21 protein-coding genes are annotated in these 23,103 nt (G+C 67.0%); 10 read left to right on the forward strand and 11 right to left on the reverse strand.

What is annotated here, in order from left to right:
- Positions 1–8: 8 nt before the first annotated feature.
- Together ACGFNJ_RS12525 and ACGFNJ_RS12530 are read right to left on the reverse strand one after the other, a co-directional pair.
- Entirely contained in the window at positions 9–1,004 is a 996-nt protein-coding gene (locus ACGFNJ_RS12525) for a sulfate ABC transporter substrate-binding protein (protein ID WP_393447814.1), read from the reverse strand.
- Between the two features lie 261 nt (positions 1,005–1,265).
- A complete protein-coding gene (locus tag ACGFNJ_RS12530; RefSeq protein ID WP_332873269.1) occupies positions 1,266–1,355 on the reverse strand; it encodes an Ms4533A family Cys-rich leader peptide in 90 nt (29 codons plus the stop codon).
- A gap of 81 nt (positions 1,356–1,436) precedes the next feature.
- On the opposite strand from ACGFNJ_RS12530, the gene ACGFNJ_RS12535 reads away from it, so the two are divergent.
- On the forward strand, positions 1,437–2,498 hold the full coding sequence (locus ACGFNJ_RS12535; RefSeq protein ID WP_393446567.1) for a M48 family metallopeptidase: 1,062 nt from the start codon (positions 1,437–1,439) through the stop codon (positions 2,496–2,498).
- A 105-nt stretch (positions 2,499–2,603) separates the two neighbouring features.
- On the opposite strand, the gene ACGFNJ_RS12540 is transcribed toward ACGFNJ_RS12535, so the two are convergent.
- Entirely contained in the window at positions 2,604–2,876 is a 273-nt protein-coding gene (locus ACGFNJ_RS12540) for a hypothetical protein (protein WP_393446570.1), read from the reverse strand.
- Between the two features lie 259 nt (positions 2,877–3,135).
- Between ACGFNJ_RS12540 and ACGFNJ_RS12545 the strand changes: the two genes are divergently transcribed.
- On the forward strand, positions 3,136–5,124 hold the full coding sequence (locus ACGFNJ_RS12545; protein WP_393446573.1) for a glycoside hydrolase family 15 protein: 1,989 nt from the start codon (positions 3,136–3,138) through the stop codon (positions 5,122–5,124).
- Positions 5,125–5,193: 69 nt separating this feature from the next.
- Here ACGFNJ_RS12545 and ACGFNJ_RS12550 read toward each other — a convergent pair whose 3' ends face one another.
- Complete coding sequence (locus ACGFNJ_RS12550) at positions 5,194–7,002, reverse strand: hypothetical protein (protein ID WP_393446575.1); 1,809 nt, start codon at positions 7,000–7,002, stop codon at positions 5,194–5,196.
- A gap of 69 nt (positions 7,003–7,071) precedes the next feature.
- A complete protein-coding gene (locus ACGFNJ_RS12555) occupies positions 7,072–9,249 on the reverse strand; it encodes a hypothetical protein (protein ID WP_393446578.1) in 2,178 nt (725 codons plus the stop codon).
- Positions 9,250–9,644: 395 nt separating this feature from the next.
- Between ACGFNJ_RS12555 and ACGFNJ_RS12560 the strand changes: the two genes are divergently transcribed.
- Genes ACGFNJ_RS12560 through ACGFNJ_RS12570 form a run of 3 tightly spaced genes read left to right on the forward strand, consistent with a single transcriptional unit; the run spans position 9,645 to position 12,237 of the window.
- Complete coding sequence (locus tag ACGFNJ_RS12560) at positions 9,645–10,040, forward strand: hypothetical protein (RefSeq protein WP_393446581.1); 396 nt, start codon at positions 9,645–9,647, stop codon at positions 10,038–10,040.
- A 23-nt stretch (positions 10,041–10,063) separates the two neighbouring features.
- The gene (locus ACGFNJ_RS12565) at positions 10,064–10,756 is read left to right on the forward strand and encodes a response regulator transcription factor (RefSeq protein WP_069167817.1); all 693 of its coding nucleotides are present in this window, start codon (positions 10,064–10,066) and stop codon (positions 10,754–10,756) included.
- On the forward strand, positions 10,753–12,237 hold the full coding sequence (locus ACGFNJ_RS12570; protein WP_393446585.1) for an ATP-binding protein: 1,485 nt from the start codon (positions 10,753–10,755) through the stop codon (positions 12,235–12,237). Before ACGFNJ_RS12565 ends, ACGFNJ_RS12570 begins: the two co-directional genes overlap by 4 nt.
- An 18-nt stretch (positions 12,238–12,255) precedes the next feature.
- On the opposite strand, the gene lepA is transcribed toward ACGFNJ_RS12570, so the two are convergent.
- Entirely contained in the window at positions 12,256–14,115 is a 1,860-nt protein-coding gene (gene lepA, locus ACGFNJ_RS12575; RefSeq protein WP_393446588.1) for a translation elongation factor 4, read from the reverse strand.
- Between the two features lie 127 nt (positions 14,116–14,242).
- Here lepA and ACGFNJ_RS12580 point away from each other — a divergent pair, with 127 nt between their 5' ends.
- On the forward strand, positions 14,243–14,794 hold the full coding sequence (locus ACGFNJ_RS12580) for a type II toxin-antitoxin system PemK/MazF family toxin (protein WP_393446591.1): 552 nt from the start codon (positions 14,243–14,245) through the stop codon (positions 14,792–14,794).
- 54 nt (positions 14,795–14,848) lie between these two features.
- Here ACGFNJ_RS12580 and ACGFNJ_RS12585 read toward each other — a convergent pair whose 3' ends face one another.
- From ACGFNJ_RS12585 to ACGFNJ_RS12600, 4 genes are all read right to left on the reverse strand, one after another.
- Complete coding sequence (locus tag ACGFNJ_RS12585) at positions 14,849–15,637, reverse strand: aquaporin (RefSeq protein ID WP_393446594.1); 789 nt, start codon at positions 15,635–15,637, stop codon at positions 14,849–14,851.
- Between the two features lie 87 nt (positions 15,638–15,724).
- Complete coding sequence (locus tag ACGFNJ_RS12590; protein WP_393446597.1) at positions 15,725–16,567, reverse strand: transglutaminase domain-containing protein; 843 nt, start codon at positions 16,565–16,567, stop codon at positions 15,725–15,727.
- Positions 16,568–16,610: 43 nt separating this feature from the next.
- Positions 16,611–17,582: an alpha-E domain-containing protein gene (locus tag ACGFNJ_RS12595; protein ID WP_069167828.1), complete on the reverse strand. Its 972-nt coding sequence runs from the start codon at positions 17,580–17,582 to the stop codon at positions 16,611–16,613.
- Entirely contained in the window at positions 17,582–19,168 is a 1,587-nt protein-coding gene (locus tag ACGFNJ_RS12600; protein ID WP_393447816.1) for a circularly permuted type 2 ATP-grasp protein, read from the reverse strand. Before ACGFNJ_RS12600 ends, ACGFNJ_RS12595 begins: the two co-directional genes overlap by 1 nt.
- A gap of 416 nt (positions 19,169–19,584) precedes the next feature.
- Here ACGFNJ_RS12600 and rpsT point away from each other — a divergent pair, with 416 nt between their 5' ends.
- Complete coding sequence (gene rpsT / locus ACGFNJ_RS12605; protein ID WP_014982684.1) at positions 19,585–19,845, forward strand: 30S ribosomal protein S20; 261 nt, start codon at positions 19,585–19,587, stop codon at positions 19,843–19,845.
- A gap of 173 nt (positions 19,846–20,018) precedes the next feature.
- Positions 20,019–20,267: a hypothetical protein gene (locus ACGFNJ_RS12610; RefSeq protein ID WP_393446601.1), complete on the forward strand. Its 249-nt coding sequence runs from the start codon at positions 20,019–20,021 to the stop codon at positions 20,265–20,267.
- Here ACGFNJ_RS12610 and ACGFNJ_RS12615 read toward each other — a convergent pair.
- Positions 20,251–21,114, reverse strand: coding sequence for a helix-turn-helix domain-containing protein (locus ACGFNJ_RS12615; RefSeq protein ID WP_393446604.1), 864 nt, complete (start codon positions 21,112–21,114; stop codon positions 20,251–20,253). The genes ACGFNJ_RS12610 and ACGFNJ_RS12615 overlap by 17 nt on opposite strands.
- 121 nt (positions 21,115–21,235) lie before the next feature.
- Here ACGFNJ_RS12615 and ACGFNJ_RS12620 point away from each other — a divergent pair, with 121 nt between their 5' ends.
- Both ACGFNJ_RS12620 and ACGFNJ_RS12625 read left to right on the forward strand, forming a co-directional pair.
- The gene (locus tag ACGFNJ_RS12620) at positions 21,236–22,306 is read left to right on the forward strand and encodes an aldo/keto reductase (RefSeq protein WP_393446607.1); all 1,071 of its coding nucleotides are present in this window, start codon (positions 21,236–21,238) and stop codon (positions 22,304–22,306) included.
- A gap of 127 nt (positions 22,307–22,433) precedes the next feature.
- Positions 22,434–23,090 (forward strand): maleylpyruvate isomerase family mycothiol-dependent enzyme, encoded by a 657-nt coding sequence (locus tag ACGFNJ_RS12625; protein ID WP_393446609.1) that lies wholly within the window; start codon positions 22,434–22,436, stop codon positions 23,088–23,090.
- Positions 23,091–23,103 lie beyond the last annotated feature (13 nt).

Here is a 23,103-nt window from a genome sequence, read left to right on the forward strand (position 1 = left end):
CGAAGCGGCTACTTGGTCGCTTTGTCGTAGATCACCGCGACGGAGCCGGTGTTCGGGGTGAACAGCTCCTTGTCGACGGTCTTCCAGCCACCGAGTTCGGTGATGGTCCACGTCTTCTGCGGCGTCGGGAAGTCCTTGGCGAAGTCGGCGGCGACCTTCGGGTCGACCGGGCGGAAACCGGCTGTCGCCCAAGCCTTCTGGCCGGCCGGGGTGTAGAGGAAGTCGCGGAAGGCGACGGCCTTCTCCTGGTTCTTGCTCGACTTCAGCACCGCGACCGGATTCTCGATCTTGAAGGTGACCGGCGGCACGAAGTGCTCGATAGGATCGCCGTTGCGCTCGGAGAACAGGGCCTCGTTCTCGTAGCTGAGCAGCACGTCGCCGGTGCCCTGCAGGAACGTCTCGGTGGCTTCCCGGCCGGACTTCGGCTGCACCTTCACGTGGTCCTTGGACACCAGCTGGCTCAGGTAGTCCAGGCCTGCCTGCGGGTTCTTGCCGCCCTCGGACTTGGCCGCGTACGGCGCGAGCAGGTTCCACTTGGCCGAGCCGGAGCTGAACGGGTTCGGGGTGACCACCTCGACGCCGGGCTTCAGCAGGTCGTCCCAGTCCTTGATGCCCTTCGGGTTGCCCTTGCGGACCACGATCGCGACGACCGAGCCGAACGGAATTCCCTTGGTGGCGTCGGCATTCCAGCTCGCGTCGACCAATCCCGCGTCGACGAGGCGGGTGATGTCCGGCTCGACCGAGAAGTTGACGATATCGGCCTCGGCGCCGTCCTTGACCTTGCGGGACTGGTCGCCCGAGGCACCGTAGGAGCCGTTGACGACGACGTTCTTGCCCTTCTCCGTCTTGTTGAACTCCGGAACGACCTTGTCGAAACCGGGCTTCGGCACGGCGTACGCGTAGAGGTTCAGCGTGCCGCCGCTACCGTCGGCGCCACCGCCCCCGGCCGTATCACTGGCTCCGCCACCGCATGCGGTAAGGACGACCGCCGCGACCGAGGTCATGGCGGCGATGATGAAACGCTTACGCGGGGAAAGCCAAGATTTGCTAGACATTTCGGGGTGGACCTTTCCTACGGACCGCCGACTCTCGGCATCGAGCGGCAGGGAAAACTACTGTTGGATCGGTAGACCTGTCACCGCATCAATGCGGCAATGGCGCGCCTATCGGCCGGATCGACCGTCGGGGTTCCAGGACGTCTGCGAAAAGGTTGCACGCCAGTCTACGAGGTGAGGTAGGGACGCGCAGACGTACCGGTTGGCCGATCAGCGACAGAGAATGTCTGCGACTGCGAGATTGCCGACAGCGATCAACGCCAATTCATGGCGGACCAGCGGGACGGCACTCGAAGACACGGGCAGACTGTAGCAGAGCACATTGTCCGGATTCGAATTACCAAGAGTTACAGAGCTCCAGGAAGAGGGGGGTTTCATCCCATGACTACCAGCCCAGATCGTGTCCGCGCCCGATTCCCCGGCATCAGCACGCGCGCGTGGGAGCATCCCGCCGACCGCACCGCACTCGTCGCGCTGCGCACGCTGTCCGGATTCGACGTCCTGCTGCGCACGTTGTCTGGTTTGCTGCAAGAACGCCAGCACCGCCTGCTCTACCTGGCGACGGCCGTGCGCGTCGACGAACGGCAGTTCCGTTCGCTGCATCAACTGCGCGAGGACTGCGTCAACACGCTCGACGCGCGTACCACGCCGGAGATCTACGTGCTGCAGACCCCGCACGTCAACGCCCTCACCATCGGCATGGACACACCGTTCATCGTGCTGACCACCGGCCTGATCGACCTGATGGACACCGAGGAGCTGCGTTTCGTCATCGGCCACGAACTCGGGCACGCGCTGTCCGGGCACGCGGTGTACCGGACGATGCTCATGCATTTGCTGCGGCTCACCTCGAGCATCGGCTGGATGCCGGTGGGCGGCTGGGCATTACGCGCCATTGTCGCCGCGCTGATGGAATGGAGCCGCAAGTCCGAGCTGTCCGGCGACCGGGCCGGGCTGCTGTGCGGGCAGGACGTCGACGCTTCGGTGCGGGTGCACATGAAGACGGCGGGCGGCACCTGGATCAAGGAGATGAACCACGGCGCCTTCCTCGAACAGGCCGACGATTACGAACGCTCCGGCGACCTGCGCGACGGCGTGCTCAAGCTGCTCAATCTGGAGCTGCAGAGCCATCCGTTCTCGGTGCTGCGCGCCGCAGAGATGCGCCGCTGGATCCAGAGCGGGGAATACGACCGGATCCTCGCAGGCGACTACCCGCGTCGCGAGCAGGACAGGAACACCAGTCTCGGCGAGGAGATCAAGCAGGCCGCCCGCAGCTACCGGGAGAACTTCGACCAGTCCGAGGATCCGCTGATCAAGACCGTGCGCAACCTCGGCCGCGACGTCGGCGCCGCGGTGAACACGGTCGGCCAGGAAGTCACCGACACCGTGTCCAAGATCGGCAAGCGGTTCGACGACTGGCGCAAGGGCGAGCGGGAGAACTGATCCTCGGCAGCGATCGCCCGCTGAGCACTCAGCGGGCGATCAGCCAGGCGACGACGACGAGGACGAGCAGCGCGATGAGCGCGAGTTGAACGCGCGAACGAGGCATCAGCGGGCACCGCTCTGCACGGTCGGCCTGGTCTCGGCCGGTGTCAGCACCGGCTCCGCGACCTCGGGCAACACGGGCAGGTAGCGGGCGGGCTCGATGTCGTGCCTGCGGTCGAGCACCCGCAGCACGGCGCGCAGTGCGCGGTCGAGCAGGTAGGCGATGAGGAAGCTGACCGGGACCATGCCCACGAGCACAACGAGGAACTGCGGGATGAACGGGAGTCCCGCGACCCACAGCTCGAAGCTGTCCCACCAACCTGCGATCCGATGCACGAGCCCAGCCTAGTAGGTCCACCTGAGAGCTCTGCAAGCCAAAATTCCGCCCGGCACCCACCCAGCCCGCCGGACGCCGCACAGCAACGTGCGTCGGCGCGGCCGAGATCCACAGACCTTCCGTACGGTTCACAGAGGCTGTGGGCCCTGTGAACCGTACGGAACGTCTGTGGGATTGGTACGGCCCTGAGTCCGGCCTAGCCACCTGTGGGAGGGCTGGGTTTGGCTGCCGCGGGCGGGTGCATGGATACAGTGAGGTATGGCGTCTTCCGATGACTTCGCCGGCGATCCACCGGAGGCTCTTGCCGTGCCAGACCGGTCGGTCGAGGCGCGGCGGCACAGTGTGTACCCGCCGATCGACGACTACGCGTTCCTGTCCGATTGCGAGACCAGTTGCCTGGTCGCGAACAACGGCGCCGTCGAATGGATGTGCGTGCCCAGGCCCGATTCGCCGAGCATCTTCGGCGCCGTGCTCGACCGCAGTGCCGGGCACTTCCGGATCGGACCGTACGGCGTCAATGTGCCCGCCGCACGCCGCTACCTGCCCGGCGGGATGATTCTGGAAACCACCTGGCAGACGCAGACCGGGTGGCTCATCGTCCGCGACGCGCTCGTGCTCGGGCCGTGGCACAACAACGACCAGCGCTCCAAGACGCACCGCCGCACACCGATGGACTGGGACGCCGAACATATGCTGCTGCGCACGGTGAAGTGCGTGAACGGCACGGTCGAGCTGGAGATGAGCTGCGAACCCGCCTTCGACTACCACCGCGCGCCTGCCCGCTGGGAGTACACCGGCAAGGTCTACGAGGAGGCGACCGCGGTACGGTCCGACGACCCGAGCGCCGGACCGACCCTGGTGCTGACCACCGACCTGCGGCTCGGCATCGAGGGCAGGGAGGCCCGCGCCAACACCAGGCTGCGCGAGGGTGACGAGGTGTACGTCGCGCTGACGTGGTCGGAGTTGCCCGCGCCCAAGACCTACCAGGACGCGGCACAGAAGATGTGGCAGACCTCCGAGTGCTGGCGGCAGTGGATCACCCTCGGAAATTTCCCGGATCACCCGTGGCGCAGCTACTTACAGCGCAGCGCGCTCACCCTCAAGGGCCTCACCTATGCGCCGACCGGCGCGCTGCTCGCCGCCGCAACCACGTCGCTGCCGGAAACACCTGGTGGCGAACGCAATTGGGACTACCGCTACACCTGGGTCCGCGATTCCAGCTTCGCGCTCTGGGGCCTCTACACGCTCGGCCTCGATCGCGAGGCCGACGACTTCTTCGCGTTCCTGCGGGACGCCACCACCTGTGAGAACGGGGATTCCGTTCCGCTGCAGGTGCTTTACGGCATCGGCGGCGAGCGCGAGATCACCGAGGCAACCCTGGATCATCTGAGCGGCTACGACGGCGCCCAGCCTGTGCGGATCGGCAACGCCGCCTACAACCAGGACCAGCACGACATCTGGGGCACCATGCTCGACGCGGTCTACCTCCATGTGAAGTCACGCAGGCAGGTGCCGGAGTCGTTGTGGCCGTTGCTGGAACGCGAGGTGCGGGCGGCCATCGCGCACTGGCGCGAACCCGACCGCGGCATCTGGGAAGTACGCGGCGAGCCACAGCATTTCACCTCCTCGAAGGTGATGTGCTGGGTGGCGCTCGACCGCGGCGCGCAACTGGCCGAGCTGCACGGTCAGACCAAGCATGCCAGCGAGTGGTACGCCATCGCCGACGAGATCAAGGACGACATCCTCGCCAACGGCGTGAACGCCGACGGCGTCCTCACCCAGATCTACGGCGGCGACACCCTCGACGCCTCCCTGCTGCTCGCGGTGCTGACTCGCTTCCTGCCGCCGGACGATCACCGGATCCGTGCCACCGTGCTGGCCATCGCCGACGAGCTCACCGAGAACGGCCTGGTGCTGCGCTACCGCACCGAGACCACCGACGACGGATTGTCCGGCGACGAGGGCTCTTTCACCATCTGCTCGTTCTGGCTGGTGTCCGCGCTGGTGGAGATCGGTGAGGTGCAGCGGGCGAAGCAGCTGTGCGAACGCCTGCTCAGCTTCGCCAGCCCGCTGCGGCTCTATGCCGAGGAAATCGATCCGCGCAGCGGCAGGCACCTCGGCAACTTCCCGCAGGCGTTCACCCACTTGGCCCTGATCAACGCCGTCACCCATGTGATCCGCGCCGAGGACTACCGGAACTCGGGCGGCTTCCAGCCCGCCCACAGCCCGGCGAATCATCCTGCCTGACAGAGTTATTCGCTACACCGACGAATCCGCCTAGCAGCGACGGGCTTTCCGGCCCGTCGCTGCGGTGGGTCAAGCGGCGGCTGCCGCCAGACCGTCGGCCTGCGCACGCAGGCCGCGTAGTCTGCCCATCTGCTCGTTCAGGGCCGCGATCCGCTCGCCGCTGTTGTCGCCGTACTTCGCGTGCGCGGCTTCGGCCAATCGCAGCGCGTCATCGGCCTGCTTGGACACATCGGCGGCGATATCGGTGAAGTGGTCGCGCAGCACTCGCTGCATGGCGCGCAAGCGATTTCGCGATTCCTTGCTCACCTGGAAGATCACGTCGTCCATTAATCGGGCGACCGCCACCTTGGCTTCGGCGCGACGACGGGTCTTGCGATTCTGCCGGTCGTCCCACAGCGCGTTGGCACCGAGCAGCAGACCCGCGCCTGCGGAGTACCAGTTCACCAGCCCCATGCCGAGCAGGCTGGTGGCCAGACCCACCATCAGGATGCCGCCGTAGGAGCCACGCAGGCCGGACAGCAACTGCTGCACCACACCGGCTTTCGCACTTTCGAGCGGTTCCAGCGGCTGCACCGGCTCGAGCACCTCACCGGGCTTGTCCAGTCGCATGTCGGGCAACGGCGCAGTGCGGTTGTCCGCCAAGAACTTCGAGGCCACCTGCTCGGACAGCTCGACGGAGCGGTAGTGCGCCATCACGAAGTTCTCCTCGACCGCCTCACAGATGCGCGCATCGAGATCGGTGGCGAACTCCTTCCACCGGCGGGCCGGATCGGTCCGTGCGATCTCGGCCTCGGCGTCGCGCACCAGGCTGCGCAGCCGGTGCCGCAGGTCATGTTCGATATCGGCCATCAGCTCTGCGCTGCCGTCGAGCAGGGTGACCTGCCAGTTCGCCGTGCGCTGCCGCAGCTGGTCGGCATTGTCGCGCGCGCGGACGAGCTTGTCGGTCATCTCGGCCCTGCGCCGCGGATCACGCAGTGCCTCGGTCTCATTGCGCAGCGACAACGCGAGGTGGTCGCTGACCAACCGGATGTCCTGGATCGCGGCCTCCATGGCGACGCCGTCGGCGCGGCCGACCACATAGTCGCGCAGGTGGTCGATCAGTTGCGGCACACCGGATTCGATGTCGCGCTGATAGTTGCCGGACAGGCCCGCCTGCCGATGCAGTTCGGCGGAGACCGGCGCCACCGCGAAGCCGAGTCCCGCGGCGTCGAGCAGCTCGCGGTTGCGCTGCTGAGTGTGCGACCAGTGCGGGTACTGGTCGATCTTGTTCAGCACGCAGATCACGGTCGGGCAGATGTGCTGGATGCGCTGCAGGTAGGCGATCTGCTCGACGGTCAGCTCCGCGGCCGCGTCGCCGACGTAGAGCACGGCATCGGCGGCGGCGACCATCGACCAGGCGGTGTTGTCGTTGGGATGTGCGCCAGGCGCATCCATCACGACGACCCCGTCGGCCAGCAGCTGACTCGGCTGGGTGAACTCGGCCCTGATCACCCCGAAACCGGAGATGGCAGGGCCGGGATCGAGCGGATCCACCGACTGGCGTTCGATCCGGCCGTCGAGCGAACGCACCAGTGTCGCAGTGGGTTCCGGACCGTACTCGACGATGACAGGCACGCTCAGGTCGGTGTCGGTCGCGCTGACCGACGCACCGACCAAACTATTGACCAGCGTGCTCATCCCGTTCTTGGGCTCGCCGACGACGACGAGCCGAACCCGGGGATCGCTCACCCTGGCTCGCACCATGCCAAGACGGCTGCCGAGATCGTCCCGGCCTGCGAATCGGGTCATCTCCCGCAGTTCGTCGAGGATCCGGATGAGCGGCGCCATCGCGTCCGGGTGTTTCACCGTCGCGGCCTTCAGCCGGGCTGCGGCAGACAAGCCTCCTCCTTCATTGTCCAAATTTCACTCGATACGGTCGCCCCTCCGCGCACCGTCCTGGCTACGACGCTATGTCCATGTCCCCGACAGGAAGTCGTGGTGGGTGTCCGGCAGCGTCGGGTCCGGCAGCGCGGAATCCGGCAGCAACCCGCCGGACAAACCGCTGCTCGTGGCAGCAAGCGTTACGTGATCGACGAACGCGGCGTGGTCGGCCAGCGGCAGCAGGGTCGCTGCGTGCGGATCGCTGATCGGCTGCGCAATCCCGCCGGGCTTCGGGTCGAAGACCGGCGGCTTGTATGAGGGCACCGGGACCTGCGTCGGAGCAGGGTGGTGGTTGTTCGGCAGTTCGGCGGTCGGCATGGTCCCGCCGTGCGGCGGCAGCGTCGGCACCGCCACCGTCGGTATCGACACGGTCGGGTCGGTGTGCGGCACAGTCGGAATGGTGGCCCCGCCCTGGTTACCCCCTGGCAAGGTGCCGGTGGGGACCGTGGCGGTCGGGTTCGAGTCCGATGGCACCGTCGGGACGGTCGGCACCGTCGGCGGGTTGGTGACGGTGGGGATGGTGACACCACCCGGGTCGGTCGGCTTGTCCGTCGGCTTCGGGACCGTCGGGAGCGGAACCTTGCTGGTCGGTAGGTCCGGCAGGGTGATGCCACCGCCGGTGTGCGGCGTGGTCGGGGCGGTCCCGCTGGGGAAACCGGGGATGCTCGGCACGGTGATGTCGCCGGGCACGATCGGGTTCGGCACCGTCTTGATGACGGTGGTCGGCGCGGTCGGCACCGTCGGCGTTGTCGCATCGATGGGCCGCGAGTCCGGCACCACAATCGGCTTCACCGGCGTCGGCCGTGCGTGCTCGAACAGCGCGGGCGTCTCGGCCGCGGGCACCGTCAGCAGCGACGGACCTGCTGGGGGCGCAAACACATTCGCGATCGGCGTGGTTGCGGCGTCCGGCTGGATCGTGGTCTGCAACGGGGTGGCGACCACCGGCTGCGCGGCGGCCGCCGCCGGGGCAGCCACGGCAGGCGCGGCCACCGCAGGCACTACCACGACGGGTGCGATCGGCGCTGGGGCAGCGAACGGCTGGGCAAGGGGCTGCGCCGCGGCGCTCGGTGCGGCCGCGGGCGCCTGATTGGTCTGATGCGAGTGGCTCGTGGACGTCCCTGACGTCGTCAGGCCACTGGCCACTCCCGGGGTGCCGTGGCCCGGCATCGCCGCATCGCTCGCTGCCTGCGGGCCGTCGGACACGTCCAGGCTTCTGCGGAAGAAGTCGGTGAACTGGTCGAGCTGGTCGCCGACCCGGTCGGAGTCGAACTCTCCGAAGGTGATGCCGATGAAGTCGTCACTGACCGGGTCCGAGGTGACGCCGAAGAAGAAGCCGTCGCCGATCGGCTTGTTCGTGATGCCGATGAACGGGCCGTCACCGTCGAACAAGCCGTCCTCGCCGAACGGACCATGACCGTCGAACGGGCCGTCACCGCCCAGCGGGCCACCGCCGTCGAACAGGCCGTCACCACCGAAGGGGCCGTCACCACCGAACGGACCACCGCCACCGAACAGGCCGTCACCGCCGAACAGACCATCGCCAGCTGCCCGGGTGGAGTCCGTGCCGAGCAGGTCGAACGCGCCGGAATCCGGTCCGGTGAAGCCGTCGGTGTCCGGCTGGCCGAAGCCGTGCCCGGCCCGGCCGAGCCCGTGACCGGGCAGCCCGAAGCCCTGACCGCCGGGCTCGTCGAGGGCATAGGTGGACGGGTGACCGGCACCAGGCTGATCGTCCGCTTCGAGGCTGTTGGTCGAGCTCGACAGCCGTATCCCGCCATCCGCGTCCGTGCCGGACAGTCCGAGCAGACCCGCGTCGGTGCCGTGGTACTCACCCTCGAGGATGGGCAGCTGCACCGGCCCCGAGGTGGCGGGGAGGGTGAAGCCGGGACCGTTGTGGGCGACAGGCAGGTTCGACGCGTGCGGCTGGTTCAGCGGTGTGGGTTCCACCACGAGTTCCGGGAAGGTGATGACCGGGGACGGCGCGTCCGGCTCCGGGTCGCTGTTGTGCGCCCAGCCCGCGTTCCAGCTGTCCAGCCGGGAACCGGGTGCGGCCGGAACGCCGCCGCTGTTCGCGGCGATCAGCGCACCGCCGGTGACGTAGGCGCCTGCGCGTGCGACCCGCGCGACGCCGGTGGCGACCCGGTAGGCGGTGTCGCCCGCGTGCTCGGCTGCCTCGGTGTTGTCATCGAAGGGCAGGTCACGCGTCATGAAAACTCCACTCTCGGGTACCAACAGCCCATCTTCACCATTCCCCACCCCGCGTGAAGATCACCTAACAATATTTCGGGAAAACCCGACTGTCACATTCTCCAGGAGACTAGAGACTCCGTCGGCAGCGAGCAACACAACCTTGCCATCCGGAAAATCAGAACGGAAGCCCTATTTCTAGGGCCCAACCGAACCGGTCGCAGCCACTGATCCGCGCGTGACCAGGTTCAACATCACCACCCTCGCACGACTGGCACCACCACCCATCACATCGACGTCAGCAATACCTCACAGATCTCTAACGAACGCTCAAGGAGCGGTGAAGATCGGCTCCCTACCGTCGATTTCGTCGGACCAACCCGGTCGGCCTCATCGATCTGAAGGAGACACCCCTCATGACCGCACTCATCGGACGCCACAGCGCTCGCATCGCGGCGGTGCTCAGCGGGACCGCCCTCACTGCCGCCGTGGTCGCAGGCTTGGCGGGTGCCGCATCGGCGCAGCCGCTGCCTGCTGCGCCCGATCACGGTCCGAGCGTCCAGGTCGCCCCTGCCGTGCCCGCCCAGCCTGCCCGTCCCGCTCAGCCTGCCGTTCCCGGACAGCCTGCCCTCCCCCTCCCGACTGTTCCCGGCCAACCGGTCATCTGCGCGCAAGCAGACGGGGACGGCACCGTGGTGATCACGACTCCCGAAGGCGACGGCCCGTGGGTGACGATCGAGCGTGAACTGCCTGCCGACGCCGTGCCCGCGACGCCGCTCGACGACTCGTGCGTCGTCGCCAGCGTCCGCTGACCGGCCGGGACTAGTGTTGATCCATGACCGGACACCGGATCTTGGTCGTGGACGACGAGGTTCGCGTGCTCGCGTCGTTGCGACGCGGGCTGGAGCTCTCCGATTTCGAGGTGGTCACCGCGGGCGACGGCGCCGAAGCGCTGGCCATGGTCCGTGCCACGACACCCGACGCGATGGTGTTGGACGTGAACATGCCGAACCTCGACGGTGAGGGCGTGGTCACCGCGCTGCGGGCGATGGGCAACGACATTCCGATCTGTGTGCTCAGTGCGCGCAGCGCGGTGACCGACCGCATCGCCTGCCTCGAACGCGGCGCCGACGACTACCTCACCAAGCCTTTCGATCTCGGCGAACTGGTTGCCCGGCTGCGCGCGCTGTTGCGCCGCCGGGTGACCACCCCCGAGCCAGCGAGCGCGTCCGTGCGGGTCGGCCAGGTACAGATCGATCTGGCCGGGCACCGGGTGCTGGCCGCGGGCCTGCCGGTCGAGCTGACCAAACGCGAATTCGAACTGCTCGCCATGCTCGCCGAACATCCGGGGATCGTGCTCGGCCGCGAGCAGATCCTTTCCGCGGTATGGGGTTACGACTTCGCCACCGACACCAATGTGGTCGATGTCTTCGTCTCCTACCTGCGCCGCAAGATGGAGGCGACCGGTGCGCCGCGGGTGGTGCACACCGTGCGCGGCGTCGGATTCGTCCTGCGGGAGCAGCCGTGAAACGTTCACCGTCCCTACGTACCCGGGTGGCGCTGGTCTCCGGCGTGATCGCCGCGCTGGTCGCGCTCACCCTCACCATCACCTTCGCCGCGTTGCTGAACGCGAGCGGCGAGCGACAGCTGGACGAGACCGTCTCCTCGATGGCGGTGCGGGTCGCGCCCGGGCTGAAAGATGTTCCGGGAGTGCCTGCGCCTGCCGCGCCGCCCGCACCGCCGAACGTGGCAGGCGTGCCCGCGGACCAAATGCCGGTGCCCGAGAGTCAGGGATCGTCAGGCCTGACACCCCCGCAACCTCCCACGGTCCAAAGTGCTCCAGACCTGACATCCCCGCAACCCCCTGCGGCCCAAGGCGTTCCAGAGCCGATGCCGACGCAAACACCTGCGGTCCAACGGACACCCTCGCAAGTGCCTGCGTACCGTCTGCCGACCCAGGGGCCCGCGGTCGAGTTGCCCGGATCCCCCACGGAGACAATCCGTTTACCCAACGACACCGCGCTTGCCCGGGTCGACGGCCTGCCCGGGGTGCTGGTGACGCTCGACCCCAACCGCGACGCGGTCGCCTCCGCTATCCACCGCAGCCAGCTGGTCGGCCTCGGCATCGGTGTGGCGGGCGCGCTGGTCGCGGCGCTGCTCGGCTGGTTCTTGGCGGGCTACGCCGCGCGGCCACTGCGCAAGCTGGCCACCGCGACCCACAGCATCGACACTCTGGAAGAGCTGCCGCCGCTGTCCGGCCGCGGCGCGAGGGAGGCCGAAGAGCTCTCCGACGCCATCACCCGCATGCTCGCCAGGTTGGAGGCCGCCCATCACGCCACCAACCGGGCGCTGACCAGTGCCCGCGACTTCGCCGCCGTCTGCGCCCACGAGCTGCGCACACCACTCACCGCGCTGCGCACCGACCTGCAAGTGTTGGCCACCAAGGAGATTCCCGCCGACCAGCGCGGCGCCATCCTCAACGAGGTGCTCTTCGCCGAACGGCAGATCGAGAACACCCTCACCGATCTGGAGCGGCTCGCCGTCGGCGAACTCACCGAGCCCGACGTCTTCGAACCCTTTGACCTGTGCGAAACCCTCGACCGCGCAGTACAAGACGCGCAACGCCGCCATCCCGCCGTGCAGATCGAGCTCACCGCCTGCGAACCCGTCACCGTGACCGGCATCCCCGGCGGCCTCATGCTGATCGTCACCAATGCGGTCGCCAACGCCGTCCAGCACGGCAACGCCGACACCGTCCACGTCGCCGTTGCCCCGGCACCGGACGACACGGTCGAGATCCTCATCGACGACGATGGCAAGGGCATCCCGGACACCATGCGTCCCAAGGCTTTCGACCGCTTCGTCAAGGGCCCGGGCTCGCCAGGCTCCGGCCTCGGCCTTGCGCTGGTTCGCCAACAGGCCGAACTGCACTCCGGCACAGCCGAACTGGGCCACAGCCCGCTGGGCGGTGTGCGCCTGCGGGTTCGAATATCCGCGCGAACGTCCTGATTCGTCAGTCGGTCAGCGCTACTTGCCCTTCGGCTTGTCCGAGGCGGCATCCGAGGACAAGGCGGCAACGAAGGCTTCCTGCGGGACCTCGACGCGGCCGATGGTCTTCATCCGCTTCTTGCCTTCCTTCTGCTTCTCCAGCAGCTTGCGCTTGCGGCTGATGTCGCCGCCATAGCACTTGGCGAGCACGTCCTTGCGAATAGCGCGGATGTTTTCGCGGGCAATGATTTTCGAGCCGATGGCAGCCTGGATCGGCACCTCGAACTGCTGGCGCGGGATGAGCTCGCGCAGCTTGGTGGTCATCTTGTGGCCGTACGCCTGGGCGGCGTCCTTGTGCACGATGGCGGAGAACGCGTCGACCGCCTCACCCTGCAACAGGATGTCCACCTTGACCAGCTGCGCGGCCTGCTCGCCCGCCTCTTCGTAATCGAGGCTGGCGTAGCCGCGGGTGCGTGACTTCAACGAGTCGAAGAAGTCGAAGATGATCTCGGCCATCGGCATGGTGTAGCGCAGCTCGACCCTGGTCTCCGACAGGTAGTCCATACCGCCGAGTTCGCCGCGGCGCTGCTGGCACAGCTCCATGATCGAACCGATGAACTCGCTCGGCGAGATCACCGTGCACTTCACCACCGGCTCGAAGACGTTGCGCACCTTGCCTTCCGGCCAGTACGACGGGTTGGTGACGACATGCTCGGTGCCGTCCTCCATCTCCACCCGGTACACCACGTTCGGCGCGGTGGAGATCAGGTCGAGGTCGAACTCGCGCTGCAGGCGCTCCCTGGTGATCTCCATGTGCAGCAGGCCGAGGAAGCCACAGCGGAAGCCGAAGCCCAGTGCCACCGAGGTTTCCGGCTCGTAGGTCAGCGCGGCATCGTTGAGCTGCAGCTTGTCCAGGGCGTCGCGCAGGTCCGGGTAGTCCGAGCCGTCCACCGGGTAGAGGCCGGAGTACACCATCGGGCGCGGTTCGCGGTAGCCGGTGAGCGGCTCGGTGGCGCCGTTGCGGGCGGCCGTCACCGTGTCACCGACCTTCGACTGGCGCACGTCCTTCACGCCGGTGATCAGGTAGCCGACCTCGCCGACGCCGAGACCCTGGGTCGGTTTGGGCTCCGGGGAGACGATGCCGACCTCGAGCAGCTCGTGGGTCGCGCCGGTGGACATCATCTTGATCTTCTCCCGCGGCACGATCTTGCCGTCCACCACGCGGACGTAGGTGACCACACCGCGGTAGGTGTCGTAGACCGAGTCGAAGATCATCGCGCGGGCCGGCGCGTCGGAATCGCCGACCGGCGCGGGGACCTTCTTGATGACCTCGTTGAGCAGTTCCGGGACGCCGACGCCGGTCTTGCCGGACACGCGCAGCACTTCGTCGGGCTCGCAGCCGATGATGTGCGCGATCTCGCCCGCATAGCGGTCCGGATCGGCGGCGGGCAGGTCGATCTTGTTGAGCACCGGGATGATCGTCAGATCCTTGTCCAGCGCCAGATACAGGTTGGCCAGCGTCTGCGCCTCGATGCCCTGCGCCGCGTCGACCAGCAGCACCGCGCCCTCACAGGCCTCGAGCGCACGTGACACCTCGTAGGTGAAGTCGACGTGGCCCGGGGTGTCGATCAGGTGCAGCACGTAATCGGTGCCGTCGGCCTGCCACGGCAGCCGCACGTTCTGCGCCTTGATGGTGATACCGCGCTCGCGCTCGATATCCATTCGGTCCAGGTACTGGGCGCGCATCTGCCGTTCTTCGACCACACCGGTCAGCTGCAACATGCGATCGGCCAGCGTCGACTTGCCGTGATCGATGTGCGCGATGATGCAGAAGTTCCGGATCCGCGACGGATCGGTGAACGTCGTGTCGGCGAAGCTGGCGGGCACTCCACTCCTCATGGGTATCGGTAAGCTGCGGTCTATCGTCCCATGAGCTCTGCGAAGCTTCTGCCACTGGTGTGGCCAAGCGCCCCGTCGGCCGGTCAGCGCGGATGAGAAGACGGGCGTACGCCGTTATATTGCGATGATGGCCCGCAGTTGGAACTCTCTCGGCAAGCAGCTCGGACTTATCGCGAAGGAGCAGGGTCCCAAGATCGTCAGGCAGCAGGGACCGAAGTTGGTGGAGCGCCTGGTCGGTTCGCTCGCACAGCGCCGCACCCACCAGGTCAAGGTCCGGCCCACCGCGTCGACGCCGGTGCCGACGGCCGAACGCGCTCGGCAGGTCGTGTACTCACCGCACCTGGACGGGCGCGCCGATCCGGGTGAAATCGTCTGGACCTGGGTGCCTTACGAGGAAGATCCGAGCAACGGCAAGGATCGGCCGGTGCTGGTGGTCGGGCGCGACCGCAGGACACTGCTCGGGTTGATGTTGTCGTCGAAGACGGACCGGGCGCACGACCCGAACTGGGTCGGAATCGGCAGCGGCAGTTGGGATGCCGAGGGCAGGCCGAGCTGGGTGCGCTTGGACCGCGTCTTGGATGTGCCGGAGGACGGCATCCGGCGCGAGGGAGCGATCTTGCCGCGCAAGACTTTCGACCTGGTCGCGCACCGCTTGTGCGCCGAATACGCTTGGCACTGAACCGAAACGAAACGCCGGGCCGCGATGTGCCCGCGACCCGGCGTTGTCGATGGGTCAGGAGATCATGTTGCGGGAGCGGCCGAACAGCGTGCCGTAGAGCAGTGCGCCGAGCGCGCCGCCGATCAGCGGGAACAGGATGAAGGCCCAGACCTGGGACATCGCACCGTCTTGATACGGGGCAACGGCGAGGCTGCGGGCCGGGTTGACCGAGGTGTTGTCCACCGGGATCGAGATCAGGTGGATGACCGCGAGGGTCACGCCGATCGACAGGCCCGCCAGCGGCACATCCGAGAGCTGATCGGTCGAGGCAAGCACCACGAACACCAGCAGCGCGGTGAGCATCACCTCGACGATGACCATCGCGGCGATCCCGTACCCGTTCTCCACGACCGCCGGACTGAGCGCGCCGATGGTGGCCGACGGACTGTGCTTACCCCATCCGTTCGCGCCGAGCCCGTTGACCGCTCGGTCGTAGGACGGCAGGTTCTTCGCCAGCGCGAACAACACAAGCCCACCGACGAATCCGCCGATCAGCTGCGCGATCACGTATCCGGCCGCGGTGACCGTCCCGATCCGGCCGAGCAGCAGATGCCCCACCGTCACTGCCGGATTGACATGGCAGCCGGAGATCGGGCCGATCGCGTATACGAGGAACAACAGTGTGAGGCCGAAGGCGAGGGCAACGCCGAGCGCGCCGACCCGATCCCCCGCCAGCACCGCCGTCCCGACGCCGCCGATCACCAGGATGAAGGTGCCGAGCGCCTCGGCACCCCACTTCTTGCTGTCGGGAATCAGCCGGAGTTCGGCCACCTCTTCGACTAGTTCTTGAGCCGTTGGAGCCATCTGTCCACCTTCCGCGTTCCAGGGAGTTGCCAGCCGTGGTACCTGCGAAAAAAGTGCCGTTCAAGATCAACGGAGTTGCTCAGGACGCTACGCCAGACGGGTGATCTCTACAACGACATCGAGGTCCGTCGAGCCACCTCCGGAAAAGATGCCCTTCAACGGCGGCACATCCGCGTAATCGCGGCCCACACCGACCGACACGTGTTGCTCGTTGATGGCGATGTTGTTGGTCGGGTCGTAGCCCCACCACATCCCGGTCCACGCCTCCACCCAGGCGTGCGATTGTCCGGCCACCGTCACGCCGATCTCGGCGTCCGGATTCGGGTGCAGATAACCCGAGACGTAGCGGCTGGGAATTCCCATGCTGCGCAACAACACCAGGGTCAGGTGCGCGTAATCCTGGCAGACGCCTTGGCGATCGGCGAATGCCTGCACCGCCGAGGTGTGCACCGAGGTGGTGCCGCCGACATAGTCCATTTCCCGGTGCACCCATTCGGCGGCGCGGACAACGGCTTTCCCCGGCGGCAGACCTTTGGCCAGTTGCTTGGCGATGGTGCCCAGTTTGCGATCGGACGGCACATAGGCGGTCGGCGCGAGCATTTCGTCGAAGCGATCGGCAATCTGCCCGGTGCGCAACCGATCCCAGTCCCATTCCTCGGCGGGCGCGGTGAACGGCTCGGTTTCCACCACCGAGGAGCCGGTGACCTCCAATTCGGTATGCGGAGCGTGCAAGTCGAATGCGGTGACCGCGGTGCCCCAGTAGTCGGTGTACCGATAGGACCGGGTGGACGGCGCGGTCTCGACCCGGTTGAGGATCACGTTCTGCCTGCTGTCGGCGCGCGGCGTCAGCCTCGCCTCGTTGAAGGACCGGGTGACCGGTGCGTCGTACACATAGCCGGTGGTGTGCACCACCCGGATTCGCCAGCTCATGTTCGCACCTCGGCCGTGTTCATGGTTCGCTCGCTGCGTGCCCTCATAGCTCCCCCTCCACCTGCACCTGGCCGTCGCGGCTGCTGTGCAGATCGGTCCAGGCCACCCACGGCGCGGCGTGGAAGTACTGCAACGCGATGGCCTCGCTGACCTCACGGCAGGTCTTCTGCAGCGAGAGCAGCCGATTCTGCAGGTCCTCCAACAGCACACCGGGCGGCAGGAATTCGAGCTCGCTGCGGGCGCGACCGAGCAGGCGCTGCGCCTCGTGCCGTGCCCCGACCCGACTGCTCGGGCGCTGATCCAGTTCGGTGAGGCAGTTCTCCGCCACCCGCACCGAATGGAACACCGAACGCGGGAAAAGCCGGTCCAGCAGGATGAATTCGGCGACCAGGTTGGCGTCCAGTGCGCCGCGGTGGGTGCGCAGGTAGGTGTCGTGCGCGCCCGCCGAGCGGAGCACGGTCACCCATGCCGGCGAAGACGTCCGGTCACCCGCACGGGAAAGCAGAAGGCGCACAGTCATATCGACGCGTTCGATGGAGCGGCCGAGGAGCAGGAAGCGGTAGCCGTCGTCGCGGCTCAGGGTGGAGTCGGAGAGTCCAGCGAACATGGCGGCACGGTCCTGGACGTAGTGGAAGAACTCGTGCGGGCCGAGGCTGCGGGCCGCCTTTTCCGCGACGGCGAGGCCGATGTAGGTGGCGTTCAGGCACTCCCACATTTCGCTGGAGGTGACTTCCCGTGCACCCCTGGCATTTTCGCGCGCGTTGGCGATCGAGTCGGTAATCGAGCCGCCGTCGTGGGAGAACGCGACCAGGTCGGTGACCGACCAGACATCGAGGATGCCGTCGGGTGGCTCGATGCCGAGCACCCGCAACAGGACTCGGGAGGTGCGATCCGGATCGACGGTCGCGTCCTCGAGCAGCTGGTGCACCGCGACGTCGAGGATGCGCGCGGTGTCGTCGGCGCGTTCGACGTAGCGGCCGATCCAGTACAGGGATTCCGCGTTGCGGGCCAGCATCAGCGCATCACCTGCTCTTGCGATCGGCCGCCCGACTGACGCTGGGTCCGACCGCCCATCGACTGGCGCTGCTCCTGTTGTTGTTGCTGCTGTTGCTGATTCGCCTGCGAGGCCGTCAGATCACGACCCACCTCGCGCGAATCCGATTGCGGCGGATCGCTGACCAGCTCGGCACCGGCCAGTTCCCGATCGGCCAGCGAATCACGCCCCGACAGCACCCAGGTGTCCTTGCTGCCGCCGCCCTGGCTGGAATTGACCACCAGCGACCCCTCGGGCAGCGCGACCCTGGTGAGCCCGCCGGGCAGCACCCAGACCTCCTCGCCGTCGTTGACCGCGAACGGCCGCAGATCGACATGGCGCGGCACCAGCTCGTTGCCGATCTTCGTCGGCACGGTCGACAACTGCACCACCGGCTGCGCGACCCACCCACGCGGGTCCGCCTTGATCCGGCGCCGTGCCGCCTCCAGCTCGCGCGGCGTCGCGTCGGGTCCGATGACGATGCCGTAGCCGCCGGAACCCTCGACCGGCTTGATCACCAGTTCGGCGATCCGGTCGAGCACCTCGTCGCGCTCGTCGTCGAGCCAGCACCGGTAGGTGTCGACGTTCGGCAGCACCGGCTTCTCGTTGAGGTAGTACTCGATGATCGTCGGCACGTAGGCGTAGATCAGCTTGTCGTCGCCGACACCGTTGCCGACCGCGCTGGAGATGACCACGTTGCCCGCCCGCGCCGCGTTCAGCAGGCCTGCGACGCCGAGCACCGAATCGGGCCGGAAGTGCATCGGATCGAGGAAGGTGTCGTCGATTCTGCGGTAGATCACGTCGACTTGACGCTCGCCGGCCGTGGTTCGCATGTACACGACGTTGTCGCGGCAGAACAGGTCGCGCCCCTCGACCAGTTCCACACCCATCTGCCTGGCCAGCAGCGAATGCTCGAAGTACGCCGAGTTGTACACACCGGGGGTGAGCACAACCACCGTCGGGTCGGCCTCGTTCGGCGCGGCGGAGGCGCGCAGCGCGGCGAGCAGGTGGCCGGGGTAGTCGCCGACCGCGCGCACCCGGTGCGAGGAGAACAGGTCGGGGAAGACCCGCGCCATCGTGCGCCGGTTCTCCATGACGTAGGACACCCCGGACGGGGAACGCAGATTGTCTTCCAGCACGCGGAAGTCGCCGCGCTCGTCGCGGATCAGGTCGATGCCTGCCACGTGGATGCGCACGCCGTTGGGCGGCACCAGGCCCGCGGCCTCGCGATGGAAGTGTTTGCACGAGGTGACCAGGCGTTTCGGGATCACCTCGTCCCGCAGGATGTTCTGCTCGCCGTAGACATCGGCGAGGAACAGCTCCAGCGCGATCACCCGCTGCTTGATGCCGCGCTCCAATTTGGCCCACTCGGCGGCCGCGATCACCCGCGGCACCAGATCGAGCGGGAACGGCCGTTCCTGGCCGGAGAGGGAGAACGTGATGCCCTGGTCGATGAAGGCGCGGTCCAGCGCGGCCGAGCGCGCCGCCAGGTCCGCGACGTCGATCGGCGCGAGTGCGGCGAACAATCCTTTGTAGGGCTGCCGCACCCGGCCGGTGCCGTCGAACATCTCGTCGAAGGCGTCGGCGTAGCGGCCGGGTCGATAACCTTCGAATAGCCCGGAATGGGCGATTTTGCCGTTTCCGGCCGCCCGCCCGTTAGTACCAACCAGTCCGTTTTCGACCGATCGCGCCATGCGTGGCAGAGAGGCGGGAGTCATGCAAAAATCGTGCTACATGCAGCGGCAATGCAGCGTGTGACACAGGTAAATTTCTTGCATCACTCGGCCAGAAACCTGCGGCGATCCGGTCTTTACACCGACCGGTCGGTGTCCTCCGCCCCGTCGGCCGGGCGTCGATTTCGTGCGCCGACCGGCGGCTGGTACCCTCGACTTTCGGCGTTGCGTGACCCGTTCACCCAGGGTGCGACGCACGCGTAGAACTTTCCAGACAAACCACTCAGCGACAGGAACACGAGGAAACAGGCGTGGCCAACATCAAGTCCCAGTTGAAGCGGATCCGTACCAACGAGGAAGCGCGCAAGCGTAACCAGTCGGTCAAGTCCGCGCTGCGCACCGCGATCCGCAGCTTCCGGGAAGCCGCTGCGGCAGGCGACAAGGAAAAGGCCGCCGCGCAGCTCCAGTTCGCGAGCCGCAAGCTCGACAAGGCCGCCTCGAAGGGCGTCATCCACGCCAACCAGGCCGCCAACAAGAAGTCGGCCCTCGCGCTGGCTCTGAACAAGCTCTGATTTTTTCGGTACCGACTTTCCGGTACCGCAGGCACTGACGCAGCCGCCGTGGCCTCGACGACCACGGCGGCTTTTGTCGTGCCCATGCCAGGCCACGCCGCCCCCGACTATTCATCTCCGGGGATTCGGGATCGGCCCACAGGCTGTCGGTGGTTCCAGCTACCATTCGGCGCATGGTTACCGTGTACGCCAATCAGACCGTGGTCCGCGGCGAGGATCTGCCGGATGTCATCCGCGCAGCCGAGGTGCTGGGGATCGGAGTGAAGATCGAGAACGTGATGGTTCCCATCGACGATGAGGGCAACTACTCGCTGGAGTGGGTCGTCACGCGGGACGACGAAGTCCCCGTCTACGACGACTGGGACGGCAAGTACGACGAGGCAGACGAGGAAGACGAGCTAGTGCTCAGCTCGGTGGAATGAGCTCCACCGAGGGCGCTGGATCGGCCGCTAGCCGGTCCAGCGCCGCCTGGGAATCCCGATCTGCGGCGCGATAGATGATGATGCGCTGATCGGGATCCTGGACCGGCATCAACGCCTCGTAATTGACAACCAACCGACCGACGACCGGGTGCCGCAGCGGTTTGGCGCCGCGGCCCTGGACCTTGACGTCGTGTCTGGCCCACGCTTGTGCGAACTCGGTGCTGTGCGCACTGAACTCCGCGATCAGGTCGGCGAGCGCCTGATCATCGGGATGCGCCGCCCACGCGGCACGCAGATCGGCGATGCCCTCGCTGATGGTGCGCTCCCGCTCCACATAGAAATCCCGCAGGCTCGGCTCCATCAGGCAGATCCACATGGAGTTGCGCTGCCGCGGCGGCAGCGACTCGAAGTCGATGACCAGCCGCGCCATCTCCCGATTCCAGGCCAGGACGTCGTAGCGGTGGTTGATCACCATCGCCGGTAGTGGCGAAAGATCGTCCATCAGCATGGTCAGCGCGGGCGCAGGCTCCGTGCTCGGCTTTCCCGCGTGCGGCTGCCGTTGCCTGGCCAGATCGAACAGGTAGGCGCGCTCGTCGGTGTTCAACCGCAGCGCCCGCGACAAGGCCTCCAGCACGTCCACCGAGGGGCGCAGGCCACGCCCTTGCTCCAACCGGACGATGTAGTCGGTGCTGACCCCCGCCAACTCGGCGACCTCCTCGCGCCGCAAGCCCGGCGTGCGCCGCGCCTGCCTGCGCTCCGGCAGCCCGAGATCACCGGGCGACAGCCGTTCGCGCCGCGCGCGCAGGAAGGCAGCCAGCTCGTGGGTCGCATCCACTGTTCCAGTCATCGTCTTCGATATTACGGCTGCGTAGGACTGCCTTTCCCAGGAAGAAGCTTCCCTTACCCCGCCCCTTTCGCCGTTCCAGACTTGCGTGCATCACACAGAACACCGACGACAGGAGCTGGACATGTCCGGAGCTCGCACCCTCGATACCTACCGGCTGCTCGGCCGTTCGGGACTTCGGGTGTCTCCGCTGGCGCTGGGGGCGATGACCTTCGGTCTCGACTTGGGTTGGGGCGCAGACAAAGACGAGTCGCGCAAGGTCTTCGATACCTACGTCGAGCGCGGCGGGAACTTCATCGACACCGCAAGCCAATACACCAACGGCACCTCCGAGCAAATGCTCGGCGAATTCACCGCGGACAACCGCGAATCCCTGGTGCTGGCAACGAAATACACCATGCTGCGTAGGCCGAACGACCCCAATTCCGGTGGGAACCAACGCAAAAGCATGATGGCCTCGGTCGAGGCGAGCCTGCGCAAGCTGAACACCGACTACATCGACCTGCTCTACTTGCACGTCTGGGATGCCACCACCCCGGTCGACGAAATCCTGCGTGGCATGGACGATCTCGTGCGTGCGGGCAAGGTGCTCTACGTCGGCATCTCCGATGCACCGGCCTGGCAGGTTTCGCGCATGCAGACCATCGCCGACCTGCGCGGGTGGTCACCGCTGATCGCGTTGCAAGTCGAATACAGCCTGATCGAGCGGACCGTCGAGCGCGACCTCGTTCCGATGGCGCGGGAGCTCGGGCTCGGGGTGATCCCGTGGTCGCCGCTGGGCGGTGGAGTGCTCACCGGCAAGTACAGCCGTGCCGACCTGAATCACCCGGCACAGGCGTCGGTGACGGGCACGCGGAAGGACGTGGTCGTCGCCGCGGGATCCCTCACCGAACGCGCGCTGGACATCGCCGATGTGGTCAAGGAGGTTGCCGCCGAGCTCGGGGTGACGCCTGCACAGGTCGCGCTGGCGTGGACGTTGCGCAATCCTGGTGTGACCGCGCCGATCATCGGCGCACGCACCGCCGCGCAGTTGGAGGACAATCTCGGGGCGCTCGACGTGGAGTTCGAAGCGGCACAGGTGGATCGGCTGGAGCAGGCGAGTGCGATCGAGCTCGGGTTCCCGCATGAGATGTTGGCGAGGGCGATGACACGCAGTGTCGTCCAGGGTGATTTGAAGGTTGAAAAGCGCGTCTGATCGACGTGTGCGCACGGCGGTGCCGGCCTGGCCGGCACGGCGTGCCGCGCATGCACCGAATCTCGCGTCCGCAGAGCGAAGTCGGCGACGGTCCGATGAGTTTCGACGACGACCACCGTCGATATGGGTGACAGCACAAGCCGATGCGGAGGACACCGTGGACCGTGATCAGATCCTGGCGTGGGTGCGAGCCGAACGGCTCACCCTCGCCGACTTCCTCGACGACCTCGATGAGCACGAGTGGCAGGTGGATTCGCTGTGCGACGGGTGGACTGTGCACCAGGTGCTCGGGCACATCACCTCGCAGGACACCGTGCGGAGCACGGTGATCGGGCTGATCCGGGCCAAGGGCAACTGGGATCGAATGAACGCGCAAGCGGCCCGTGATCACGCCGCACGGTTCGCTCCCGCCGAGCTGATCGCACAACTGCGGGCAGCCGCGGGATCCACCCACCTTGCTCCGCTCTCCAGTCCACTGGATCCCTTGGTGGACATCATGATTCACGGCCAAGACATCGCCCGCCCGCTCGGCCGCACCAGGCCGATGCCTACCGAGCAAGCGATCGCAGCCCTCGAGCATTTGATCCGCAGCCCGTTCTACGGTGCGCGTAAACGATTGAAAGGTCTCCGACTGACCGCCACCGATGCCGCATGGATGCACGGCGACGGACCCGACGAGATCCGCGGACCGCTCAGCGAACTGTTCCTGGTCGCAACCGGTCGCTCAGTAGGTCTCGCCGGACTGACCGGACCGGGCGTAGCCCGAGTCGCCGCCGCCATGTGAGCTGTGCGGCGGC

This window comes from Nocardia sp. NPDC049149 (assembly GCF_043197455.1).
GTDB lineage: Bacteria > Actinomycetota > Actinomycetes > Mycobacteriales > Mycobacteriaceae > Nocardia.

Bases quoted from the DNA above. Each gene is read 5' to 3' on its own strand.
- lepA (WP_393446588.1), bottom strand. From the start codon at position 14,115: ATGAGGAGTGGAGTGCCCGCCAGCTTCGCCGACACGACGTTCACCGAT.
- ACGFNJ_RS12545 (WP_393446573.1), top strand. From the start codon at position 3,136: ATGGCGTCTTCCGATGACTTCGCCGGCGATCCACCGGAGGCTCTTGCC.
- ACGFNJ_RS12620 (WP_393446607.1), top strand. From the start codon at position 21,236: ATGTCCGGAGCTCGCACCCTCGATACCTACCGGCTGCTCGGCCGTTCG.
- ACGFNJ_RS12600 (WP_393447816.1), bottom strand. From the start codon at position 19,168: ATGTTCGACGGCACCGGCCGGGTGCGGCAGCCCTACAAAGGATTGTTC.
- ACGFNJ_RS12585 (WP_393446594.1), bottom strand. From the start codon at position 15,637: ATGGCTCCAACGGCTCAAGAACTAGTCGAAGAGGTGGCCGAACTCCGG.
- ACGFNJ_RS12555 (WP_393446578.1), bottom strand. From the start codon at position 9,249: ATGACGCGTGACCTGCCCTTCGATGACAACACCGAGGCAGCCGAGCAC.
- ACGFNJ_RS12565 (WP_069167817.1), top strand. From the start codon at position 10,064: ATGACCGGACACCGGATCTTGGTCGTGGACGACGAGGTTCGCGTGCTC.
- ACGFNJ_RS12525 (WP_393447814.1), bottom strand. From the start codon at position 1,004: ATGACCTCGGTCGCGGCGGTCGTCCTTACCGCATGCGGTGGCGGAGCC.
- ACGFNJ_RS12595 (WP_069167828.1), bottom strand. From the start codon at position 17,582: ATGCTGGCCCGCAACGCGGAATCCCTGTACTGGATCGGCCGCTACGTC.
- ACGFNJ_RS12590 (WP_393446597.1), bottom strand. From the start codon at position 16,567: ATGAGCTGGCGAATCCGGGTGGTGCACACCACCGGCTATGTGTACGAC.
- ACGFNJ_RS12560 (WP_393446581.1), top strand. From the start codon at position 9,645: ATGACCGCACTCATCGGACGCCACAGCGCTCGCATCGCGGCGGTGCTC.
- ACGFNJ_RS12615 (WP_393446604.1), bottom strand. From the start codon at position 21,114: ATGACTGGAACAGTGGATGCGACCCACGAGCTGGCTGCCTTCCTGCGC.
- ACGFNJ_RS12580 (WP_393446591.1), top strand. From the start codon at position 14,243: ATGGCCCGCAGTTGGAACTCTCTCGGCAAGCAGCTCGGACTTATCGCG.
- ACGFNJ_RS12535 (WP_393446567.1), top strand. From the start codon at position 1,437: ATGACTACCAGCCCAGATCGTGTCCGCGCCCGATTCCCCGGCATCAGC.
- ACGFNJ_RS12610 (WP_393446601.1), top strand. From the start codon at position 20,019: ATGGTTACCGTGTACGCCAATCAGACCGTGGTCCGCGGCGAGGATCTG.